This is a genomic window from Pseudomonas sp. B21-036 (genome assembly GCF_024748925.1).
Classification (GTDB): Bacteria; Pseudomonadota; Gammaproteobacteria; order Pseudomonadales; family Pseudomonadaceae; genus Aquipseudomonas; species Aquipseudomonas palmensis.
Map to the genome: position 1 here is coordinate 437,277 of NZ_CP087178.1, position 20,161 is coordinate 457,437.

12 protein-coding genes and 1 pseudogene are annotated in these 20,161 nt (G+C 66.7%); 4 read left to right on the plus strand and 9 right to left on the minus strand.

Going from position 1 to position 20,161, the window contains the following annotated elements; all coding sequences use genetic code 11:
• Positions 1 to 258 precede the first annotated feature (258 nt).
• The 3 genes and pseudogenes from LOY33_RS02020 to LOY33_RS02030 all read left to right on the plus strand — a co-directional run.
• Positions 259 to 2,367: pseudogene (locus tag LOY33_RS02020) on the plus strand (putative bifunctional diguanylate cyclase/phosphodiesterase); the annotation flags it as partial.
• A 61-nt stretch (positions 2,368 to 2,428) separates the two neighbouring features.
• Positions 2,429 to 2,929 carry a YgjP-like metallopeptidase domain-containing protein gene (locus LOY33_RS02025; RefSeq protein ID WP_043863594.1) on the plus strand — a complete coding sequence of 167 codons (501 nt, stop codon included), beginning with the start codon at positions 2,429 to 2,431 and terminating at the stop codon, positions 2,927 to 2,929.
• A gap of 17 nt (positions 2,930 to 2,946) precedes the next feature.
• Positions 2,947 to 3,243 (plus strand): helix-turn-helix domain-containing protein, encoded by a 297-nt coding sequence (locus tag LOY33_RS02030; RefSeq protein WP_043863593.1) that lies wholly within the window; start codon positions 2,947 to 2,949, stop codon positions 3,241 to 3,243.
• 67 nt (positions 3,244 to 3,310) lie between these two features.
• On the opposite strand, the gene LOY33_RS02035 is transcribed toward LOY33_RS02030, so the two are convergent.
• Positions 3,311 to 3,763, minus strand: a complete 453-nt coding sequence (locus LOY33_RS02035; RefSeq protein ID WP_043863592.1) for a GNAT family N-acetyltransferase — start codon at positions 3,761 to 3,763, stop codon at positions 3,311 to 3,313.
• 242 nt (positions 3,764 to 4,005) lie between these two features.
• Between LOY33_RS02035 and LOY33_RS02040 the strand changes: the two genes are divergently transcribed.
• Entirely contained in the window at positions 4,006 to 4,743 is a 738-nt protein-coding gene (locus LOY33_RS02040) for an ABC transporter substrate-binding protein (protein WP_043863591.1), read from the plus strand.
• On the opposite strand, the gene yccS is transcribed toward LOY33_RS02040, so the two are convergent.
• The 8 genes from yccS to putA all read right to left on the minus strand — a co-directional run bounded on the left by yccS (position 4,744) and on the right by putA (position 20,095).
• Positions 4,744 to 6,924: a YccS family putative transporter gene (gene yccS / locus LOY33_RS02045; RefSeq protein ID WP_043863622.1), complete on the minus strand. Its 2,181-nt coding sequence runs from the start codon at positions 6,922 to 6,924 to the stop codon at positions 4,744 to 4,746.
• Between the two features lie 121 nt (positions 6,925 to 7,045).
• Entirely contained in the window at positions 7,046 to 8,227 is a 1,182-nt protein-coding gene (locus LOY33_RS02050; RefSeq protein WP_043863590.1) for an NAD(P)/FAD-dependent oxidoreductase, read from the minus strand.
• A 121-nt stretch (positions 8,228 to 8,348) separates the two neighbouring features.
• Positions 8,349 to 9,686: an ATP-dependent RNA helicase DbpA gene (gene dbpA, locus LOY33_RS02055; protein WP_229589801.1), complete on the minus strand. Its 1,338-nt coding sequence runs from the start codon at positions 9,684 to 9,686 to the stop codon at positions 8,349 to 8,351.
• A 105-nt stretch (positions 9,687 to 9,791) separates the two neighbouring features.
• The gene (gene mdtD / locus LOY33_RS02060; protein ID WP_043863589.1) at positions 9,792 to 11,219 is read right to left on the minus strand and encodes a multidrug transporter subunit MdtD; all 1,428 of its coding nucleotides are present in this window, start codon (positions 11,217 to 11,219) and stop codon (positions 9,792 to 9,794) included.
• A gap of 110 nt (positions 11,220 to 11,329) precedes the next feature.
• Complete coding sequence (locus LOY33_RS02065; protein WP_054915755.1) at positions 11,330 to 12,661, minus strand: TldD/PmbA family protein; 1,332 nt, start codon at positions 12,659 to 12,661, stop codon at positions 11,330 to 11,332.
• Positions 12,661 to 14,103, minus strand: a complete 1,443-nt coding sequence (locus tag LOY33_RS02070) for a TldD/PmbA family protein (RefSeq protein ID WP_196933008.1) — start codon at positions 14,101 to 14,103, stop codon at positions 12,661 to 12,663. Before LOY33_RS02070 ends, LOY33_RS02065 begins: the two co-directional genes overlap by 1 nt.
• Positions 14,104 to 14,134: 31 nt before the next feature.
• A complete protein-coding gene (locus LOY33_RS02075; RefSeq protein WP_258660986.1) occupies positions 14,135 to 15,937 on the minus strand; it encodes an acyl-CoA dehydrogenase in 1,803 nt (600 codons plus the stop codon).
• Between the two features lie 204 nt (positions 15,938 to 16,141).
• Entirely contained in the window at positions 16,142 to 20,095 is a 3,954-nt protein-coding gene (putA, locus tag LOY33_RS02080) for a trifunctional transcriptional regulator/proline dehydrogenase/L-glutamate gamma-semialdehyde dehydrogenase (RefSeq protein WP_054915752.1), read from the minus strand.
• Positions 20,096 to 20,161: the final 66 nt, after the last annotated feature.

The following is a 20,161-nucleotide window of genomic DNA, read 5'->3' on the forward strand; positions in this document are numbered from 1 at the left end:
TTGGTTGTACGAAAAACCCGCAGCGATGCGGGTTTTTTTGTGCCCGTGCGGCCTGCTTCACCGGCCGGAACCGGGGGTTTTCGGCTGCGGGGCCGCCACGGACACCGGATCTGGCCCAACGCGACAGACCGTTAGTCGGGCAACACTTTGTTTATACCGATGATGCCAATGTGCTGACTTCAGATTTGTTTCAGCCAGGTCTAGAGTAAAGCCTCAAGTTCCATCCGGAATCTGGCGTCGTTACACAAGAGAAGCAGCATGGATTGCGCGCACCCTCACACTCACGACAGCGGTTCGGTTTTACTGATCGTCGATGACTACCCGGAAAACCTGATCAGCCTGCAAGCCTTGCTTGCGCGTGAGGACTGGCATGTGCTGACCGCAAGCTCCGGTACCGAAGCCCTGAGCACGCTGCTCGAGCATGAGGTGGACCTGGTGCTGCTGGATGTGCAGATGCCCGGTATGGACGGCTTCGAAGTCGCGCGCCTGATGCGCGGCAGCCAGCGCACCTGCCTGACCCCGATCATCTTCCTGACCGCCAACGAACAGTCCCAGGCGGCCGTGCTCAAGGGCTATGCCAGTGGCGCGGTGGACTACCTGTTCAAGCCATTCGACCCGCACATTCTCAAGCCCAAGGTCCAGGCCCTGCTCGACCAGCAGCGCAACCGGCGTGCCTTGCAGCGCCTGAGCCGCGACCTGGAGGCCGAGCGCGCATTCAACGCCTCGGTGCTGGACAACGCCGCCGAAGGCATCCTGGTGGTGGCCGAGGACGGTCGCATCCGCTTTGCCAACCCGGCCATCTCGCGCCTGCTCCAGGCCCCGGTGGAGCAATTGCAGGGCGCAGACCTGCTGGGCTTCGTGCAGTCGCCCGTGCCAACCCGGTGGCGCGACTCGGCGTTCTACCAGGCCTACCAGGAGCGCGATATCTACCGCCTGCACGACGCCGTGCTGCTCACCGCCTCCGGGTTGCCGCTGCCGGTGGCGCTGTCGTGCGCGGCGCTGCCCGGCGAGCAGCGGGCGATGGTGGTGACGGTGCTGGACATGTCGGTGGTGCGCAACCTGCACCAGCAGCTGGAGTTCCAGGCTGTTACCGACCCGCTGACCGGGCTGCTCAACCGCCGCGGGTTCTGCCAGGCCGCCGAAGCTGCGCTGCTGCGCAGCGAGCATTCCGACAAGGCCCAGGCCTTGATGTACATGGACCTTGACGGTTTCAAACGGATCAACGACTCGCTCGGCCATGCGGCCGGCGACCGCGTGCTGCACTGGGTGGGCGAACAGCTCAAGGAATGCCTGGGCGCCTACGCGATCCTCGGGCGTATGGGCGGCGACGAGTTCACGGCCTTGCTCGATACCCTGGAATACCCGGAGCAGGCGGCGCGCTTTGCCGAAAAGCTGATCGAGCGCATGTCCATCTGCCAGCAGATCGATGGCCTGGAGGTGACGCTTGGCGTGAGCATCGGCATCGCCACCTACTCCGACTGCGGGCCGCACCTGGACGGCCTGCTGCGTGCGGCGGACGCGGCCATGTATGCCGCCAAGCAGGCCGGCCGCCAGCAATACCGCTACTACGACCAGGAGCTCAACGGTCGTGCTCGCTCGCGCCTGATGCTCGAAGACAGTGTGCGCGACGCGATCGAGCGGCACGACTTCAGCCTGGTGTATCAGCCGCAGGTGGCGTTTGCCGATGGTCGCCTGCGCGGGTTCGAGGCGTTGTTGCGCTGGCAGCACCCCAGTGTCGGCGATGTGCCGCCGGGGTTGTTCCTGCCGTTGCTGGAGGAGGCCAGGCTGGTCTCGCGGCTGGCCAGCTGGATCTACACCCAGGGTGCGGCGCAGCGGCGCGCCTGGGAGGCTCGGTTCGAGCCGGACCTGGTGCTGAGCATCAGCCTCAGCCGCGTGCAGTTCGCCATGCCCAACCTGGTCGAGGAACTGGGGCGGGTGATCGCCAGCCATGGCCTGCGCCCGGCCCAGCTTGAGGTGGAGGTGGCGGAAACCTCGCTGGCCGCCAACCTCGACATCGCGCTGCGTCAGTTGCGCAGGCTGCGCGAGCTGGGCGTGCGGGTGGCGCTGGACGATTTCGGCGCCGGAGAGTGCTCGCTGCGCCTGCTGCGCGACCTGCCCATCGACACGCTCAAGCTCGACCGGCACCTGGTGGCGCGCCTGCCCGGTTCGGCGGCGGACGCGGCGCTGGTCCGCAGTGTCATCGGCCTGTGCCGCGACTATGGCGTGTGTGTGGTGGCCGAGGGCGTCGAGACGCGGGAGCAGGCGCAGTGGCTGCTGGCAAACGGTTGCGCCTATGCCCAGGGCTTTCTGGTGGCACGGCCCCTGACGGCGCAGCGCGCCGGTGATTTCCCGGCTTTTTTCGACTGGCGCAACGAGGCGGCCGGGGAATTGAGTACACTGACGCCTTTGCCTGCAATGCCCCGTGCCCATGACCGTACTCAAGTACCTGCAAGCCTATCCGCCTGCCCTGCAAGACCAGGTGCGCCAGATGATTGCCCAGAACCGTCTGGGTGACTACCTGCGCCAGCGCTACCCCGAGCGCCATGCGGTACAGAGCGACAAGGCGCTGTATGCCTATGCCCAGGCCCTGAAGCAGGAGCACCTGCGCAATGCGCCGAACCTGGACAAGGTGCTGTTCGACAATCGCCTTGATCTCACCCACCGTGCGCTGGGCCTGCACACCGCGGTATCGCGCGTGCAGGGCGGCAAGCTCAAGGCCAAGAAGGAAATTCGCATCGCCTCGCTGTTCAAGGACGCGGCGCCGCAGTTTCTGAAGATGATCGTGGTGCACGAACTGGCGCACCTCAAGGAGAGCGACCACAACAAGGCGTTCTACCAACTCTGCGAATACATGCAGCCGGGCTACCATCAACTGGAGTTCGACCTGCGCATCTACCTGACCTGGCGCGACCTGTCCGGCGCCCAGTGAGCGAAAGGGAATTGCCAATGGAAGTGAGCAAGACCAAGACCAGTTTCTATCGTCGCCTGTACGTGGCGTGGCTGATCGACAGCCGTACCGCCAGCAGCGTGCCGGCGCTGATGGAGGCCACCGGCATGCCGCGGCGCACGGCGCAGGACACCATCGCGGCGCTGGCCGACCTGGACATCGTGTGCGAGTTCGAGCAGCAGGAAGGCGCGCGCAACCATGCCGGGCATTACCGGATACGTGACTGGGGCGCGATCGACAAGCAGTGGATCACCCAGCATCTGCGCAGTATCCGCCAGGTGCTGGGCTACCCCTGAAGCCCCTCCGCCGGCAAGCCCGGCCCTGCACCTACCCCTGTAGGAGCCGGCCTTGCCGGCGAAGCGTCTAGCCCCGGCGCATGCCGATGTGCGGGATGCCATCCTCCAGATACGCCTCCCCGGCCACCTCGAACCCGTGCCGCGCATAGTAGGCCTGCAGGTGCGCCTGTGCGGACAGGTACACCGGCACCCCTGGCCAGTGCTTCTCGGCCTGCGCCAGCCCCTGCACCATCAGTGCATGCCCCAGCCCCTCGCCCCGCGCCGACGGCGCAATCACCACCCGCCCGATCACCACGTCGCCGCCCTGTGACTCGGGGTCCAGCAGGCGCAGGTACGCCACCAGCTCGCCATCGCGCCAGGCCATCAGGTGGCAGGTGTCGCCCTCTAGGTCCTGGCCATCGATTTCCAGGTACGGGCATTTCTGCTCCACCACGAACACCTCGATGCGCAGCGTCAGCAGCGCGTACAGCTGTTGCTTGCCAAGGTCGGTGTGATGCTTGCAGATCCAGTCGATGCTCATCGCGTTTCTCTCCTGTGTAATGCCCCGATCATAACCACGCCGAGCACCTCAGGGCGAAGGTCGCGAATTGCCATGGATCAAGTCGGCGCGGAATCGGCAAAAATAGAGGCAATTAGCTATCACCTGGCACTGCCCGATACCGGAATCTTTGTGTAATCTGGCCGTGCAGCCTAGCTTTGCGCCAACAGAAATCTCATGCCACTCAACAAGAACGCGGACCCGATCCGCTAAGGGATTTGAGCATGCGGCCACTGCTTCGAGCCTTGGGTTTGCTTGGATTGCTGCTCTGTGCCCAGTCGGCCCAGGCCGAAAAACTGCGGCTGGTGGCCGATGCCTGGCCCCCCTTCACCGACGCCCGCCTACCCAGGGGCGGGCTGGCCACCGCCCTTGTCACCACCGCCCTGGAGCGTGCCGGGTTTGCCAGCGAGTTCGAGCAGGCGCCGTGGGCACGCGCGCTGCTGGGCATCGGCGAGGGCCGCTACGATGTGCTGATCAACGCCTGGCAGAGCGATGCGCGTACCCGCATCGGGGCCTTCTCCCAAGGCTACCTGAGCAACCGCGTGCGGCTGCTCAAACGCAAGGGCGACGTGCTGCGTTTCGATACCCTGAGCGATCTCTACCCGCACGCCATCGCGGTGGTGCGCGACTATGCCTATGCGGCCGAATTCGACAATGACGGGCGTCTGCAGAAGGTGCCGGTGCGCGACTTTTCGGTGGCGGTGGGCATGCTGGCTGCCGGGCGGGTGCGCCTGACCCTGGAGGACGAATACGTGGCGCGCTACTACCTGCAGCGTGAAAGCGCGAACGTGCGCAACCGCGTGCAGTTCTTCGGCAAGCCGGTGAGCGAGAACAGCCTGCACATCCTGGTCAGCCTCAGGCATCCGCAGCATGCCCAGATCGTGGCCGGCTTCGACAAGGCCATCGCCGCCATGAAGGCCGATGGCAGCTATGCCCGGTTGCTCAAGGACTACGGCCTGTAGTCAGGCCGGGGTGTCCTTGATCAGGTGCGCGGCCAGGGTGCGCAGCGGGCCCAGCTGGCGGCAGATCAGTGCCAGCTGGGTCTGCACCAGGCGCTGGTTCTCGTCCATTTCCTCGGGCATCTGCTCAAGGCTCGCCGCCAGGGCTTCCTCGGCGTCGCTGTGGATCGCCACCGGGGTCTTGCTGGCAAGGCCAGTGGCGATTTCGTCGAGGCTCGCGGCCAGACTGGCACCCGCGCCGTCGATCAACTGCTCGTGGGCCTCGGGTGCCAGTGCGCTGTCACGGTGTGCACCCAGCCCGGAGAGGTAGCTGAGCAGGGTGTGCGAGAGCACCAGGAAGCGAAAGCCCACGTCGGCCTCTTTGCGAAAATGCCCCGGCTCCATGAGCATGTTGGCCAGCGTGGTCGACAGCGCCGCGTCGGCGTTGTGCGCGTTGCGCCGGGCCAGGCGGTAGGCCAGGTCGTCGCTCTTGCCCTGGGCGTACTGCTGCATGATCTGGCGCAGGTAGGTGCTGTTGCAGCTCAGGGTGTTGGCCAGCACCTTGTTCAACCGACGGCCCTGCCAGTCGGGCAGGAACAGGAACACCGCCAGGATCGCGATCAGGCTGCCCACCAGGGTGTCGAACAGGCGCGGCAGGAACAGGCCGTAGCCGTCGCCGATCTGGTTGAAGCAGAACAGCACCATCAGCGTGATCGCCGCCGTGGCCAGGGTGTAGCGGGTGGTGCGGTTGACGAAGAACACCACCCCGGCGGCCACCGCGAACAGCGACTGGATGATCGCGCTGGGGAACAGGTCGAACAGCGCCCAGCCCACGGTCAGGCCGATGGCGGTGCCGATGATCCGCTGCACCAGCTTGCGCCGGGTGGCGCCATAGCTGGGCTGGCACACGAACAACGTGGTGAGGATGATCCAGTAGCCCTGGGTGGGGTGGATCAGGTGCACCATGCCGTAGCCGATCGACAGCGCCAGCGGCAGGCGCAGGGCGTGGCGAAAGATCAGCGAGGTCGGCGTGAGGTGCTGGCGCAGGCGGCTCCACACATCCTTGAGGCTGCGCGGCGAGCGGTCGAGCAGGCTCGAGTCGCTGTTGTCGGCCAGGTTGTCGGGGTTGCTGGCATCGCCGAGCAGGCGGTCGAGGGTTGCCAGGTTCGCCGCCAGCGCCCGCAGCGAGCGCAGCAGGCCACGCCAGGCCGGGTTGCTCTGGATGCGCAGGTGCTCGAGCGAGGCGTGCAGGTCTTCCAGTGCGGCGGCGAAGCTGGTGTCGTAGACGAACGGCTGGCGCAGCTGGATCGACTCGGACAACTGCACGCACGCCTTGCCCTGCTGGCGCAGCAGGCGTTGGCAGCGAAACAGCACGTCGCTGTGGAAGAACGCCTCGGTGAGAGCGTTGTAGGGGTAGTGCGAGGAACTGGCGCGCTCGTGGATGTCCTGGGCCAGAAAGTACAGCTTCAGGTAGCGGCTCACCTTGGAGCCGGGGCGGCCATTGCCCACGCGGTGCAGGATGATTTCCTTGGCGGCGTTGAGGGCGGCCACCACCTTGCCGTTCTGCTGGGCCAGTTCCAGGCGGCGGGCCTCCACGTCCAGCTGGCGGATGGGCTCGAACAGGGTGGCCTTGAGCTTGAGGTAGCGGCCCAGTTCGCGAAACAGCCGCGCCAGGCTCTGCTGCACCGGCTGGTTGGAGAACAGCGCCTGCCACAGCACCGACAGCAATCCGTACCAGGCGGCGCCTGCCACCAGCAGCAAGGGCTCGTGCCAGAAGTCGGTGACCTGGCCGCCGCGCTGGTCCACGCCGATCATGGTGTACACCGACAGGATCAGTGTGGCCGAGGCGATGGCGCCGTAGCGCTCGCCCAGCGCGCCGAGCATGGTCAGCGCGAACGCCGCCAGCGCCAGGGCGCAGCCGAAGAGGATCGGGTAGGGGAACAGCAGCTCCACCGACAGCGCAGCGACGGTGAAGCACACCAGGGTCACGGCCAGGGCGTTGAGCCGGCCCTGCCAGCTGTCGTCGGTCTCGGCCAGGGCGCTGGCGATGATGCCCAGGAACAGCGGGATCAGCAGCCCCATCTCGTCCTGGTACCAGCACAGCGCCATGCTGCCGGTCAGCGCGATCAATACCCGGATGCTGTAGCTGAACTTGTCCAGGGCCCACAAACGACGCAGCGAGTGACGCAAGGAAGACGATGACATGATAGGGCGGCAGGCCTGCTTGGCGATGATCGAAATTGAGCCGGTCACGGTGGCAGCGAACTGTCACCGTGGTCACGTACCAGCAAAATTTGTTCCGTGATGCGCGATTCTAACGCGAAGGTTAGACGAACTGCGCGGCCGCGTAGGCCGATGCCCAGGCCCACTGGAAATTGAACCCGCCCAGGTGCCCGCTGACGTCCAGCACTTCGCCCACGAAATACAGGCCGGGGCTTTTCAGCGACTCCAGGGTCTTGGACGACACTTCGCGGGTGTCGACCCCGCCCAGGGTGACTTCGGCGGTGCGATAGCCCTCGGTGCCGGCCGGCACCACCTGCCAGGCCGCCAGTTTGTCGGCGACCTCGGCCAGTTCGGCCGGGGTGTACTGCTTCATCGGCCGGGACACGAACCAGTGCTCGGCCAGCAGGTTGGCCATCTTCTTGGTGAAGACCTCGCCAAGCAGGGTCTTGAGTTCGCTGTTGGGGCGTTCGGCCTGTTGCTGTTGCAGCCAGGCGAGGGCGTCATGCTCGGGCAGCAGGTTGATCTCGACGCTGTCGCCGCTGTGCCAGAACGACGACACCTGCAGGATCGCCGGGCCGCTGAGGCCACGGTGGGTGAACAGCAGGTTCTCGCGAAAGCTGGTGCCGTTGCAGCTGGCCACGCAGTCCACCGAGGTGCCCGACAGCTCGGTGCACATGGCCTTGAGCTGCGGCTCGGTGATGGTGAAGGGCACCAGCCCGGCGCGGGTCGGCAGCAGGGTGTGGCCGAACTGGCGGGCCACCTGGTAGCCGAAACCGGTGGCACCCAAAGTCGGGATCGACAGGCCGCCGGTGGCGATCACTAGCGACTGGCATTGCAGCGTGCCCATGCTGGTTTCGAGCAGGTAGCCATGCTCGAGCTTTTCGATCTGCTCGATGCGCGTGTCCATGCGCAGCTCGGCGCCGGCGCTCTGGAGCTCGCTGAGCAGCATGTCGAGGATGTCGCTGGACTTGTTGTCGCAGAACAGCTGGCCGAGTTTTTTCTCGTGATAGGGCACGGCGTGCTTGCCGACCATCTCGATGAAGTCCCACTGGGTGTAGCGGGCCAGGGCCGACTTGCAGAAGTGCGGGTTGTGCGAGAGGAAGTTGGCCGGCTCGGTGTACAGGTTGGTGAAGTTGCAGCGCCCGCCACCGGACATCAGGATCTTCTTGCCGGGCTTGTTGGCATGGTCCAGCAGCAGCACCTGGCGGCCGCGGTTGGCGGCGTGGATGGCGCACATCAGGCCGGCGGCGCCAGCGCCGATGATGATCACTTCGGTGGAACGCACTGCAAAATCCTCAAATAGGTGTTGAAGCTATCGCGGGTCAAGCCCGCTCCCACAGGAGGTACGCAAGTCCTTGTGGGAGCGGGCTTGACCCGCGATGAGGCCCTGATAGGCGATAAACGACTCAGACGATGCGAACCCGCAGCGAGCGCCCCTTGATCTTGCCGCTGTTGAGCCGCTGCAGCGCCTGCTTGGCCACGCCGCGTTCCACCGCCACGAAGGCCTGGAAATCGAAGATCGCGATCTTGCCCACCTGGGTGCCCGGGATGCCGGCATCACCGGTCAGCGCACCCAGGATGTCGCCCGGCCGCAGCTTGTCCTTGCGCCCGGCACCGATGCACAGCGTGCTCATGGTCGGCACCAGCGGGCCGCCGGCCTGGGGTTTGAGGCTGTCGATCTGCTCCCAGCGCAGGGGCGCCTTCTGCAGCTGCTCGATGGCCTGGGCGCGGTGCGCTTCGGACGGGGCCACCAGGCTCGCCGCCAGGCCCTTCTCGCCGGCACGCCCGGTGCGGCCCACGCGGTGCACGTGAATTTCCGAGTCCCGCGCCAGCTCCACGTTGATGACCATGTCCAGCGCGTCGATATCCAGCCCGCGCGCGGCCACGTCGGTGGCCACCAGCACCGAGGTGCTGCGGTTGGCGAACAGGGTCAGCACCTGGTCACGGTCGCGCTGCTCCAGGTCGCCATGCAGCGACTCGGCGGCGATGCCCTTGGCCTTGAGGTGATCGACCACTTCCTGGCACTGCTGCTTGGTGAAGCAGAACGCCACGCACGACTGCGGACGAAAGTGCGCCAGCAGGGTAGTCACCGCGTCCATGCGCTGCTCGGGCGAGATCTCGTAGAAGCGCTGCTCGATCTGCGTGTCGGCATGCAGCGACTCGGCCTTGACCTGCTGCGGGTTGCGCATGAATGCGGCCGACAGCTGCTTGATGCCGGCCGGGTAGGTGGCCGAGAACAGCAGGGTCTGGCGACGCTCCGGGGTTTGCCCGAGGATGTCGGCGATGGCGTCGTAGAAGCCCATGTCGAGCATGCGGTCGGCTTCGTCGAGCACCAGGGTGTTGAGCCCGTCGAGCACCAGGGTGCCCTTGCGCAGGTGCTGCTGCACGCGGCCCGGGGTGCCCACGATGATGTGCGCGCCGTGCTCCAGCGAGGCGATCTGCGGGCCCAGGGACACGCCGCCGCACAGGGTCAGGATCTTGATGTTGTCTTCGGAGCGGGCCAGACGGCGCAGCTCCTTGGCCACCTGGTCGGCCAGCTCGCGGGTGGGGCACAGCACCAGGGCCTGGCAGCCGAAGTAGCGCGGGTTGATCGGGTTGAGCAGGCCGATGCCGAACGCGGCGGTCTTGCCGCTGCCGGTCTTGGCCTGGGCGATCAGGTCCATGCCCTTGAGGATCACCGGCAGGCTCTGGGCCTGGATCGGGGTCATCTGGGCGTAGCCGAGGGCGTCCAGGTTGGCCAGCATGGCGGCGGACAGCGGCAAGGTGGCGAATTCGGTGGCAATGGTGGTCACGAGGCGGGCCTGCAAAACAAAATGTCGCGCAGTGTACCAGCCTCGTGGCCATTAGCCCTAAGCCTCGATCTCCGGTTCCGGACGACGGGCACGCCTTCCGTCCGCCCTGGACAGCTGCATGAAGATCGCCGCCGCCAGCATCGACATCAGGCCGATGGTCAGGAAGGTCAGCTGGAACGCGCCCAGCGTGGTCTCCACCCCATCGCCGCTGCCGGCGCCGGTAAAGCCGCCCAGCAGTGCGCCGGCGCAGGCCACACCCAGGCTCAGCGAGAGCTGCGCCACCACCGACAGCAGGCTGTTGCCGCTGCTGGCGCTCGCGTCGTCCAGGTCGATCAGGGTCACGGTGTTCATCGCCGTGAACTGCAGCGAGTTCACCGCCCCCAGCAGCCCCAGTTGCACCAGCAGCAGGGCATACGGGGTGTGTTCGTTGACCAGCCCCAGGCTGCACAGCAGCACGCCCAGCAGCAGGGTGTTGCCGGTGAGGATGGTGCGGTAGCCCAGGCGCTCGATCAGCGGCCGGGCGATGGACTTGGCGACCATCGCCGAGGCGGCCAGCGGGATCATGCTCATGCCGGCCTGGGACGGCGAATAGCCCAGCGCCACCTGCAGCAGCAACGGCACCAGAAACGGCAGTGCGCCGCTGCCCAGGCGGGCGAACAGGTTGCCGAGGATGCCCACCGAGAAGGTACGGGTGCGAAACAGCCGGGGCGAGAACAGCGGGTTGTCGATGCTGCCGGCGCGCAGCCAGTAGGCGGCCAGGCACGCCATGCCGGCGAACAGCAGCAGCATCACGCGCAGGTGCGGCAGGTGCAGCTCGCCCAGGCCCTCCATGGCGATGGTGATCAGCACCATCGCGGCGCCGAACAGCACAAAGCCCACGCCGTCGAAGCGTGTGCGCTCGGAGCCGCGCAGGTCGGGGATGAACTTCCACACCGCGTAGCAGCCCAGCGCGCCGACCGGCAGGTTGAGCAGGAAGATCCAGTGCCAGCTCAGGTACTCCACCAGCCAGCCGCCCATGGTCGGGCCCAGCAGCGGGCCGAGCAGGCCGGGGATGGTGATGAAGCTCATGATGCGCACCAGTTCGGTGCGCGGGTAGGCGCGCAGCACCACCAGGCGCCCCACCGGCAGCATCAGCGCGCCGCCCAGGCCCTGGATCACGCGGGCGCCGACCAGCATGCCGAGGCTGTTGGACAGTGCACACAGCAGCGAGCCGATGCTGAACAGCAGGATCGCGCTGAAGAAGATGCGCTTGGTGCCGAAGCGGTCGGCGATCCAGCCAGAGGCCGGGATCAGCAGGGCCACGGTGAGCATGTAGGCGATGATCACCGACTGCATGCGCAGCGGGTTTTCCGCCAGGTCGCGGGCCATGGCCGGCAGCGCGGTGTTGAGGATGGTGCCGTCCAGCGACTGCATGAAGAAGGCGATGGCCACTACCCAGGGAATCCAGCGGGCTGTGACGGGGTCCAGCGGGGTGCGGTTGGGCATGCTCTATGTCCTTGAGGGCCCCTTCGCGGGCAAGTCGAAGCGTCGAACCGCAGCTCCCACAGGGGCGGCGGTGATCCCTGTGGGAGCGGGCTTGACCCGCGATGGTGGCATCACAATGTCAGCGTCAGGCGTTTGACCAGCGCCCCCGGCAAATGACTCGAACTGGTCTGGCGCTGTCCGTAGGTGCTGGTCGACAGGATCAGCTCGCGCTCGGTCGTGAGCGCCTCCAGCTGCGAGCCGAGCAGGCTGTACACGCTGTCGTCGAAGCGCATGGTGCTGACCGGCGCCTGGATCTGACCGTCCTCGACCCAGAATGTCGCAAAGCGCGTCAGCCCGGTCATGCGCGCCGCCGGCAGGTCGGAGTAGTTCAGGTACCACAGGTTGCTGATGTACAGCCCCGTACCCAGCCTGGCGAGCACCTCATCCAGCGCCAGCTCGCCGGCGGCCAGGCTCAAGGCGCTCGGCCACTCGTGGGCCTCGGCGCCATTGGCGACCTGCTCGAACTCGGCGGCGCTGCGCGCATTGGTCAGCTGTTCGCGCGCCTGCCCTGCGTCCACCAGCTGCACGTCGCTGCGTGGGTAGCCTTCGCCGGAGAACGCCGGGCTCAGCGAGCCGCTGACCTGTTCGGTGATGTTCACCAGCGGGCTCAATGCCGCATCGCCGGCATACAGGCGTTGCAGCGGGCTGTCCTTGCTGGCGATGGCCTGCGCCGAAAAACCGCCCCAGCACAGCATGCCCATGATCTCGTCCATCGCTGCCGGTGCAAGGTAGGCGCGGTACTGGCCGGGGGCGAGGGTCTTGAGTGGGCGACCCAGGTACTCCAGCTGCTCGCGGGCCTGGGCCAGGCGCCGGGCGAACGCGGCGTTGTCCCACACCTGCCCGGCGTAGTTGGCCTTCACCGCCTGGCCATTGGCGTGGAACAGGCTGAAGTCGAAATTGAAGCTGTTGGCCTGATGCCAGCCAGAGGCGCCGAACGAACTGGCAAAGCCGCGACTGATCGGCCCGGCGGCATAGATGCCCACCAGGTCCAGCGCGCCGGCGCCGTGTTCGATCTGCTCGAGCACCCGTGCGGTATCCGGCAGCGGGCCGTCCTGTACCTGATGGCTGTGCCAGGCACTGTCGTTGAGCAACAGGTACGGGTCGGCAGGGATCAGCGGCAGGATCTGGCGCAGCTCGGCCAGTGCCTGGTGCAGGCGCTCGCGGTCCAGCGCCGGCTCGCCGCTGAGGGTCAGGTGCAGGTCGGCCTGGCGACCGTCGGCAATCAGCTTCAGGCTCGCGCCGGCCTGTTGCACGTCGCCGGCCTGGCGCACCCTGGCATGGTTGAAACGGATGAATTGCGACTGCTCGGCGCTGTAGCTCAGGGTGAACTGTTCGGGGGCGCGCACGTTGTCGCGCAGCCATGCGACCAGATCCTGGAAATTGTGCAAAGGGCTGGCGGCCATCAGGCGTCTCCTCCGAATACGTCGATCTGGCTGAACACGCAGGCCGGCGAGGCATGGCCCACGCGCACCACCTGGTTGGGTTCGCCCTTGCCGCAGTTGGGCGTGCCGAGCACCTGGAAGGTACTGGCGTCGCCCACGGCGCTGAGGTTGCGCCAGAAACCGGCGGAAATACCGCGGTAGTTGGGGTTCTTGACCACGCCCTTGAGTTCGCCGTGCTCGATCAACTGGCCCCATTCGCAGCCGAACTGGAACTTGTTGCGCGCATCGTCGATGGACCACGAGCGGTTGGTGCGCATCAGGATGCCGTGCTCGATGCCGCCGATCAGTTGCGCCAGGGACTTGTCGCCCGGCTCGATATTGAGGTTGGCCATACGGTCGATCGGTGCGCGGTTCCAGCCGCAGGCGCGGCTGTTGGCCACGCCGTCCAGGCCCGAGCGGAACTGTGACAGCGCACCGCCCAGCGGGCGCACCAGTACACCCTCGCGAATCAGGAACTGCTTGTGGGCCGGGGTGCCGTCGTCATCGTGCGCGTAGCTGGCCAGCTCTTCGGGGATGGCCGGGTCGAAGGTCACGTTGAGCAGTGCCGAGCCGTACTGCAGGTGGCCGAAGTCCTGGGCCTTGATGAAACTGGTGCCGGCGTAGTTGCGCTCGTCGCCCAGGATGCGGTCCATCTCCAGCGGGTGGCCGATGGACTCGTGGATCTGCAGCATCATCTGGTCGGGCATCAGCAGCAGGTCGCGTACCCCGCTCGGGGTATTGGGCGCCAGCAGCAGTTGCAGGGCCTGGTCGGCCACCTGGGCCCCGGCACCGAGCAGGCCGCAGCGCTCGATCACATCCACGCCGCCCTGCTGGCCGAAGTTCTCGCGGCCCAGGCTGCGGCTCTGGCTGTCGCTGCCGTCGAAGGCGGTGACGCTCATGCCGGGGAACACGAAGCGTTGCGCCTGGCGCAGTTCGGCGCCGGCACTGTTGAGGTAGATCTGCTCGACCGTGCTCAGGCCCAGGCTGGCCTGCCAGTTCACCAGGCGCGAATCGCCCGGCACGCTGGCCGATTCGCGGGCCAGCAGTTCATAGCAGTCGGCCAGGGCCGGGAAGGTGCTGTTGAGGTTGGGCGAGCAGTAGTCGGCGCGGGCGCTGGACACCGGTTGCTCGCGCAGGTCGAGCAGGGCGTGGCGCGCGATCTGGCGGGCCAGCGCCTCGGCCTGGTCAAGGGCGCGTTGCAGGCCGGCCTGGGATAGGTCGGCGGTGGCCGCGTAGGCCTCCACGCCGTTGACGCGCACGGTGAGCATCGCGCCCTGGTCGCGGGTCAGGCTGGGTGGTTCGGCGATGTTCTTGCGCACCGACAGGTGCTGGTGGGCTTCCTGCACATAGCGCAGGGAGAAAAACTCGGCGCCGCTGTTCAGGCCAGCGAAACGCTGGCGCAGCGGCGCGGTGAAATCGAACATGCGCGAACCTCCGGGTGACGGTGGTTCCCCCTCAGAACCACTCCTCGTGCATGCCCGGGCAGGTGTCGTCGCGGGCCTCGAGCAATGCGAGGTCATTATGGCAGGCCGGTACTTCCCAGGTGAGGAAAAACCGTGCGGCCTGCAACTTGCCCCGATAGAACCCGGTATCGGCCGGGTTGCCGCGGGCCAGGCCCTGTTCGGCGCGAATCGCCTGCTCCAGCCAGCGCCAGCCGATCACGCAGTGACCGAAGGCCTTGAGGTACAGCGCCGAGTTGGCCAGGGCGCTGTTGACCTGGCCTGTGGACAACTCGCCAAGCAGGCCCAGGGTCACGTGCTGCAGGCGGCTGAGCAGTTGTTCCAGCGGTTCGCGCAACGGGTCCAGGCGGGTGTAGGCCTGGGCCTGGGCGCAAGTGCCGGCGATCAGGCGTACCAGTTGCTTGAGGCCGGCGCCACCGTGCTGGGCCAGCTTGCGCCCGAGCAGGTCGAGTGACTGGATGCCGTGGGTGCCTTCGTGGATCGGGTTCAGGCGGTTGTCGCGGTAGTACTGCTCTACCGGGTAATCGCGGGTGTAGCCGTGGCCACCGAGGATCTGGATCGCCAGCTCATTGGCCTTGAGGCAGAACTCGGACGGCCACGACTTGACGATCGGGGTCAGCAGGTCGAGCAGTTGCTGGGCATGCTGGCGCTCGTCTTCGGTGGCGGCGGTATGGCTGTCGTCGAACAGCCGGGCGGCGTACAGGCCCAGGTCGAAAGCGCCTTCGACGTAGGCCTTCTGGGTCAGCAGCATGCGTTTCACATCGCTGTGCTGGATGATCGGCACGGCGGCGGTGGCGGGGTTCTTGTTGTCGGGCAGGCGGCCTTGCGGGCGCTGGCGGGCGTAGTCCAGCGAGTACAGGTAGCCGGCGTAGCCGAGCATCACCGCGCCCATGCCCACGCCGATGCGCGCCTCGTTCATCATCTGGAACATGCAGGCCAGGCCCTGGTGCGGCTGGCCGATCAGGTAGCCGACGCACTGGCCGTTGTCGCCGAAGTTGAGTGCGGTGGAGGTGGTGCCGCGCCAGCCCATCTTGTGGAACAGGCCGGCCAGCACCACATCGTTGCGCTGGCCCAGGCTGGCGTCCGGGTTGACCAGGAACTTGGGCACGATGAACAGCGAAATGCCCTTTACCCCGGGTGGTGCGTCGGGGAGTTTGGCCAGCACCAGGTGCACGATGTTCTCGGACAGCGTGTGATCGCCCCCGGAGATGAAGATCTTGTTGCCCTTGAGGCGGAAGCTGCCGTCGGCGGCGGGTTCGGCGCGGGTGCGGATATCGGCCAACGAGCTGCCGGCGTGGGGTTCGGTGAGGGCCATGGTGCCGAAGAAGCGGCCCTCGATCATCGGTTGCAGGAACAGGCGCTTTTGCTCGTCGGTGCCGAAGTTCTCGATCAGGTTGGCGGCGCCCATGGTCAGGAACGGGTAGGCGGTGGTGCCGGCGTTGGCGGCCTGAAAGTGGGCGAAGCAGGCTTGCGAGAGCAGGGTGGGCAACTGCATGCCGCCGGCCTCGAAGTCGCGGTTGGCGTTGAGAAATCCGGCGTCGAGGAAGGCGTCGACGGCAGGTTTGACCTCGGGAATCAGTATGGCCTGGCCGTTGTCGAAGCGTGGCTCGAGCTCGTCGCCCTTGCGGTTGTGCGGGGCGAAGTATTTTTCGGCCAGGGTGCGAGCGGTGTGCAGCGCGGCGTCGAAGGTTTCGCGGCTGTGCTCGGCGAAGCGTGGGCGTTGGGTGAGGGCCTCGGCGTCGAGCACTTCGTAGAGTTCGAAGGCCAGGTTGCGGGCGCTGAGCAGGGTGTCGGACATGGCGGCCATACCTTGGTGGGGATGGGGCCGAGTCTAGGCATGCGGGCGGGAGGTGGACAGGTTAATAGGTGGGGGTGATGAGGGGTCAGAACCGTTGTCAGGTGTGTGTCCGCAAAAAAAATCGCGGGCCAGGCCGTCCCCCACAAGAATCTGCATCGATCCTGTGGGGGCGGGCCTGACCCGCGATTGGCAACGCCTCGGTGGTTAGCCGATGGTCATCAGGCTGGCATTGCCGCCCGCTGCGGCGGTGTTCACGCTCAACGCACGCTCGATCACCAGGCGCTCCAGCGCAATCGCGGTTTCACCCGACGACAAGCCCTGCACACCCACGATCGCACCGGCACGCTTGGCCACCTGCTCGCACACTGCGCGCAGCTGGTCCGAATGGCCGTGATGCAGCACCGCGTCGAACACCACCTCGTCCTTGGCCCAGTCGCTCACCAGCTTGATGCGCGCCTGCACATCCTTCGGCAAGCGCCCACGCAAGGCCTTGCCCGGCTCGCCGTCGACGAACACTGCCGAGCTGCCCACCGCCAGTACCGCTGCCAGTTGAGTCAGCAGATCAGCCTCCGACTCGGCCAGGCACAGCACGTGCTCGCGCGGCAGGATGGTGTAGCTGTTGCGCTCGCCGGTCGGGCCGTTGAGCAGGCGGGTGACGCCGCTCTGCGACTGCTGCGCGAACTGCTCGCACAGCTGCGCCAGTTCGGCCTGCTGGTTGCTGCCGGCCCACGCCTTGAGCGATTGCAGCGGCTTGAGCAACTGCTCGCGCAGACGCACGTCCGGGGCAGTACCGGCGTCGCTGCGCTGGAACGACTGCTCGATGGCATCGGCCGGGCGCGTGGACAGCAAACGGTACAGGTACAGCGGGCCACCGGCCTTGGGGCCGGTACCCGACAGGCCTTCACCGCCGAACGGCTGCACGCCGACCACGGCGCCGACGATGTTGCGGTTGACGTAGACGTTGCCGGCATGGACGTTGTCGATCACCTTGGCGATGGTCTCGTCGATGCGGGTGTGCACGCCCAGGGTCAGGCCGTAGCCGGATGCATTGATCTGCTCGATCAGCTGGTCGAGGTGCTTGCGGTTGTAGCGCACCACGTGCAGGACGGGGCCGAAGATCTCACGCTGCAGTTCATCGAAGCTTTCCAGCTCGATCAGGGTCGGCATCACGAAGGTGCCGCGCTTGATCTCTTCACCGTCGGCAATGGCCACCTGATACACGTTGCGACCCTTGTCGCGCATGCCCTGGATGTGTTTTTCGATGCCAGCCTTGGCCTCGGCGTCGATCACCGGGCCGATGTCCACGCTCAGGCGCTCCGGGTTGCCCAGGCGGCTTTCGGCCATGGCGCCCTTGAGCATCTCGATCACGCGGTCGGCCGAGTCTTCCTGCAGGCACAGCACGCGCAGGGCCGAGCAACGCTGGCCGGCGCTGTCGAAGGCCGAGGAGACCACGTCGATGACCACCTGCTCGGTCAGCGCCGAGGAGTCGACGATCATCGCGTTCTGGCCACCGGTTTCGGCGATCAGCGGGATCGGACGGCCCTGGCTGTCCAGGCGGCCGGCAATGTTGCGTTGCAGCAGGCGCGCCACTTCGGTGGAACCGGTGAACATCACGCCCTTGACCCGGTCATCGCCTACCAGGCGCGCACCGACGGTCTCGCCACGGCCCGGCAGCAGTTGCACCACGCCTTGCGGGATGCCGGCCTCGAGCAGCAGGCGCACGGCCTGGGCGGCCACCAGCGGGGTCTGCTCGGCAGGCTTGGCCAGTACCGGGTTGCCGGCAGCGAGCGCTGCAGCCACCTGGCCACTGAAGATCGCCAGCGGGAAGTTCCACGGGCTGATGCACACCACCGGGCCCAGCGGGCGGTGGGCGTCGTTGCTGAAGTCGTTGCGTGCCTGCACCGCGTAGTAGCGCAGGAAGTCGACCGCTTCGCGCACCTCGGCGATGGCGTTGGCGTAGGTCTTGCCGGCTTCGCGGGCCAGCAGGCCCATCAGCGGCTGGATCTCGCCTTCCATCAGGTCGGCGGCACGTTCCAGGATCGCGGCACGCTCGGCCGGCGGGGTGGCCTGCCAGATCGGTGCGGCGTTGAGTGCGCACTGGATGGCGTTGTCGGCGTCCTCGACGGTGGCTTCCTGCACGTGGCCGACCACGTCACGGTGGTCGGACGGGTTCAGCACCGGTGCGGCAGCTTCGTCGCTGGACGCGCAACCGAGCATCGGCTCGGCTTTCCAGTCGTTGTGCGCGGTGGCCAGCAGGGCGCACGACAGCGAGGCCAGGCGGTGTTCGTTGGCCATGTCGATGCCGCTGGAGTTGGCGCGCTCGGCACCGTACAGGTCACGCGGCAATGGGATGCGCGGGTGCGGCAGGCCGAAGCCGCCTTCCTGGGTGGCCATGCGCTCGATGGTCGCGACCGGGTCGGCCACCAGTTCCTGGATCGAGATCGACTGGTCGGCGATGCGGTTGACGAACGAGGTGTTGGCGCCGTTTTCCAGCAGGCGACGCACCAGGTAGGCCAGCAGCGTTTCGTGGGTGCCGACCGGGGCGTACACGCGGCACGGACGGTTCAGCTTGCCGTCGGCCACCTTGCCCACCACCTGTTCGTACAGCGGCTCGCCCATGCCGTGCAGGCACTGGAACTCGTACTGGCCCGGGTAGTAGTTCTGCCCGGCGATATGGTAGATGGCCGACAGGGTGTGGGCGTTGTGGGTGGCGAACTGCGGGTAGATGGCTTCGGGCACCGACAGCAGCTTGCGGGCGCAGGCGATGTAGGAGACGTCGGTGTACACCTTGCGGGTGTACACCGGGTAGCCTTCCAGGCCTTCGACCTGGGCGCGCTTGATCTCGCTGTCCCAGTACGCGCCCTTTACCAGGCGGATCATCAGGCGGTGACGGCTGCGGCGTGCCAGGTCGATGACGTAGTCGATCACGTAAGGGCAGCGCTTCTGGTAGGCCTGGATCACGAAGCCGATGCCGTTCCAGCCGCTCAACTGCGGCTCGAAGCACAGGCGCTCGAGCAGGTCCAGCGACAGCTCCAGGCGGTCGGCCTCTTCGGCGTCGATGTTCAGGCCGATGTCGTACTGCTTGGCCAGCAGGGTCAGCGACAGCAGGCGCGGGTACAGCTCGTCCATCACGCGCTCGTACTGGGCGCGGCTGTAGCGCGGGTGCAGGGCCGAGAGCTTGATCGAGATGCCCGGGCCTTCATAGATGCCGCGGCCATGGGAGGCCTTGCCGATGGCGTGGATGGCCTGCTCGTAGGAGGCCAGGTATTTCTGCGCGTCGTGCTCGGTGAGCGCGGCTTCACCAAGCATGTCGTAGGAGTAGCGGAAACCCTTGGCTTCGAACTTGCTGGCATTGGCCAGGGCTTCGGCAATGGTCTCGCCGGTGACGAACTGCTCGCCCATCAGGCGCATGGCCATGTCGACGCCCTTGCGGATCATCGGCTCGCCGCTCTTGCCGATGATGCGGCTGAGCGAGGAGGTGAGGCCGGATTCGTTGTGCGTGGACACCAGTTTGCCGGTCAGCAGCAGGCCCCAGGTGGCGGCGTTGACGAACAGCGACGGGCTGTTGCCCAGGTGCGGCTGCCAGTTGCCGGTGCTGATCTTGTCGCGGATCAACGCATCGCGGGTGCCCTTGTCGGGAATGCGCAGCAGGGCCTCGGCCAGGCACATCAGCGCCACGCCTTCCTGGGACGACAGCGAGAACTCCTGCAGCAGGCCCTGGACGATGCCGGCGCGGCCGCTGGCGCTCTTCTGGTTGCGCAGCTTTTCGGCAATGCCGGCGGCCAGCTTGTGGGTGGCCTCGGCCATGGGCGCGGGCAGGCGTGCCTGCTCCAGCAGCATCGGCACCACTTCCGGTTCCGGACGACGGTAGGCGGCGGTGATCGAGGCGCGCAGCACCGACTGCGGCAGGATGCTTTCGGCGAACTCGAGGAAGCACTGGTGCGAGTGGTCGGCCTGCACATCGCCGGCGTCGTCGCCCTGATTGCCGGGCTGACCGCTGAGTTCGGTCAGGGTGGCGCCACCCTCGAGCTTCTCCAGGTAGTTGAAGATCGCCTGCTTGATCAACCAGTGCGGGGTGCGGTCGATGGACTGCGCAGCCGTTTTCAGTCGCTCGCGGGTAGGGTCGTCGAGTTTGACCCCAAGGGTGGTCGTCGCCATTTCTTATCCTCATTATTGCCACTGGGCCGTGGCTAAGCTGGCGCCAAGATTAGCCGGGCGCCCTTG

Bases quoted from the DNA above. Each gene is read 5' to 3' on its own strand.
- LOY33_RS02025 (WP_043863594.1), top strand. From the start codon at position 2,429: ATGACCGTACTCAAGTACCTGCAAGCCTATCCGCCTGCCCTGCAAGAC.
- LOY33_RS02030 (WP_043863593.1), top strand. From the start codon at position 2,947: ATGGAAGTGAGCAAGACCAAGACCAGTTTCTATCGTCGCCTGTACGTG.
- LOY33_RS02035 (WP_043863592.1), bottom strand. From the start codon at position 3,763: ATGAGCATCGACTGGATCTGCAAGCATCACACCGACCTTGGCAAGCAA.
- LOY33_RS02040 (WP_043863591.1), top strand. From the start codon at position 4,006: ATGCGGCCACTGCTTCGAGCCTTGGGTTTGCTTGGATTGCTGCTCTGT.
- yccS (WP_043863622.1), bottom strand. From the start codon at position 6,924: ATGTCATCGTCTTCCTTGCGTCACTCGCTGCGTCGTTTGTGGGCCCTG.
- dbpA (WP_229589801.1), bottom strand. From the start codon at position 9,686: ATGCTGGCCAACCTGGACGCCCTCGGCTACGCCCAGATGACCCCGATC.
- mdtD (WP_043863589.1), bottom strand. From the start codon at position 11,219: ATGCCCAACCGCACCCCGCTGGACCCCGTCACAGCCCGCTGGATTCCC.
- LOY33_RS02065 (WP_054915755.1), bottom strand. From the start codon at position 12,661: ATGGCCGCCAGCCCTTTGCACAATTTCCAGGATCTGGTCGCATGGCTG.
- LOY33_RS02070 (WP_196933008.1), bottom strand. From the start codon at position 14,103: ATGTTCGATTTCACCGCGCCGCTGCGCCAGCGTTTCGCTGGCCTGAAC.
- LOY33_RS02075 (WP_258660986.1), bottom strand. From the start codon at position 15,937: ATGTCCGACACCCTGCTCAGCGCCCGCAACCTGGCCTTCGAACTCTAC.
- putA (WP_054915752.1), bottom strand. From the start codon at position 20,095: ATGGCGACGACCACCCTTGGGGTCAAACTCGACGACCCTACCCGCGAG.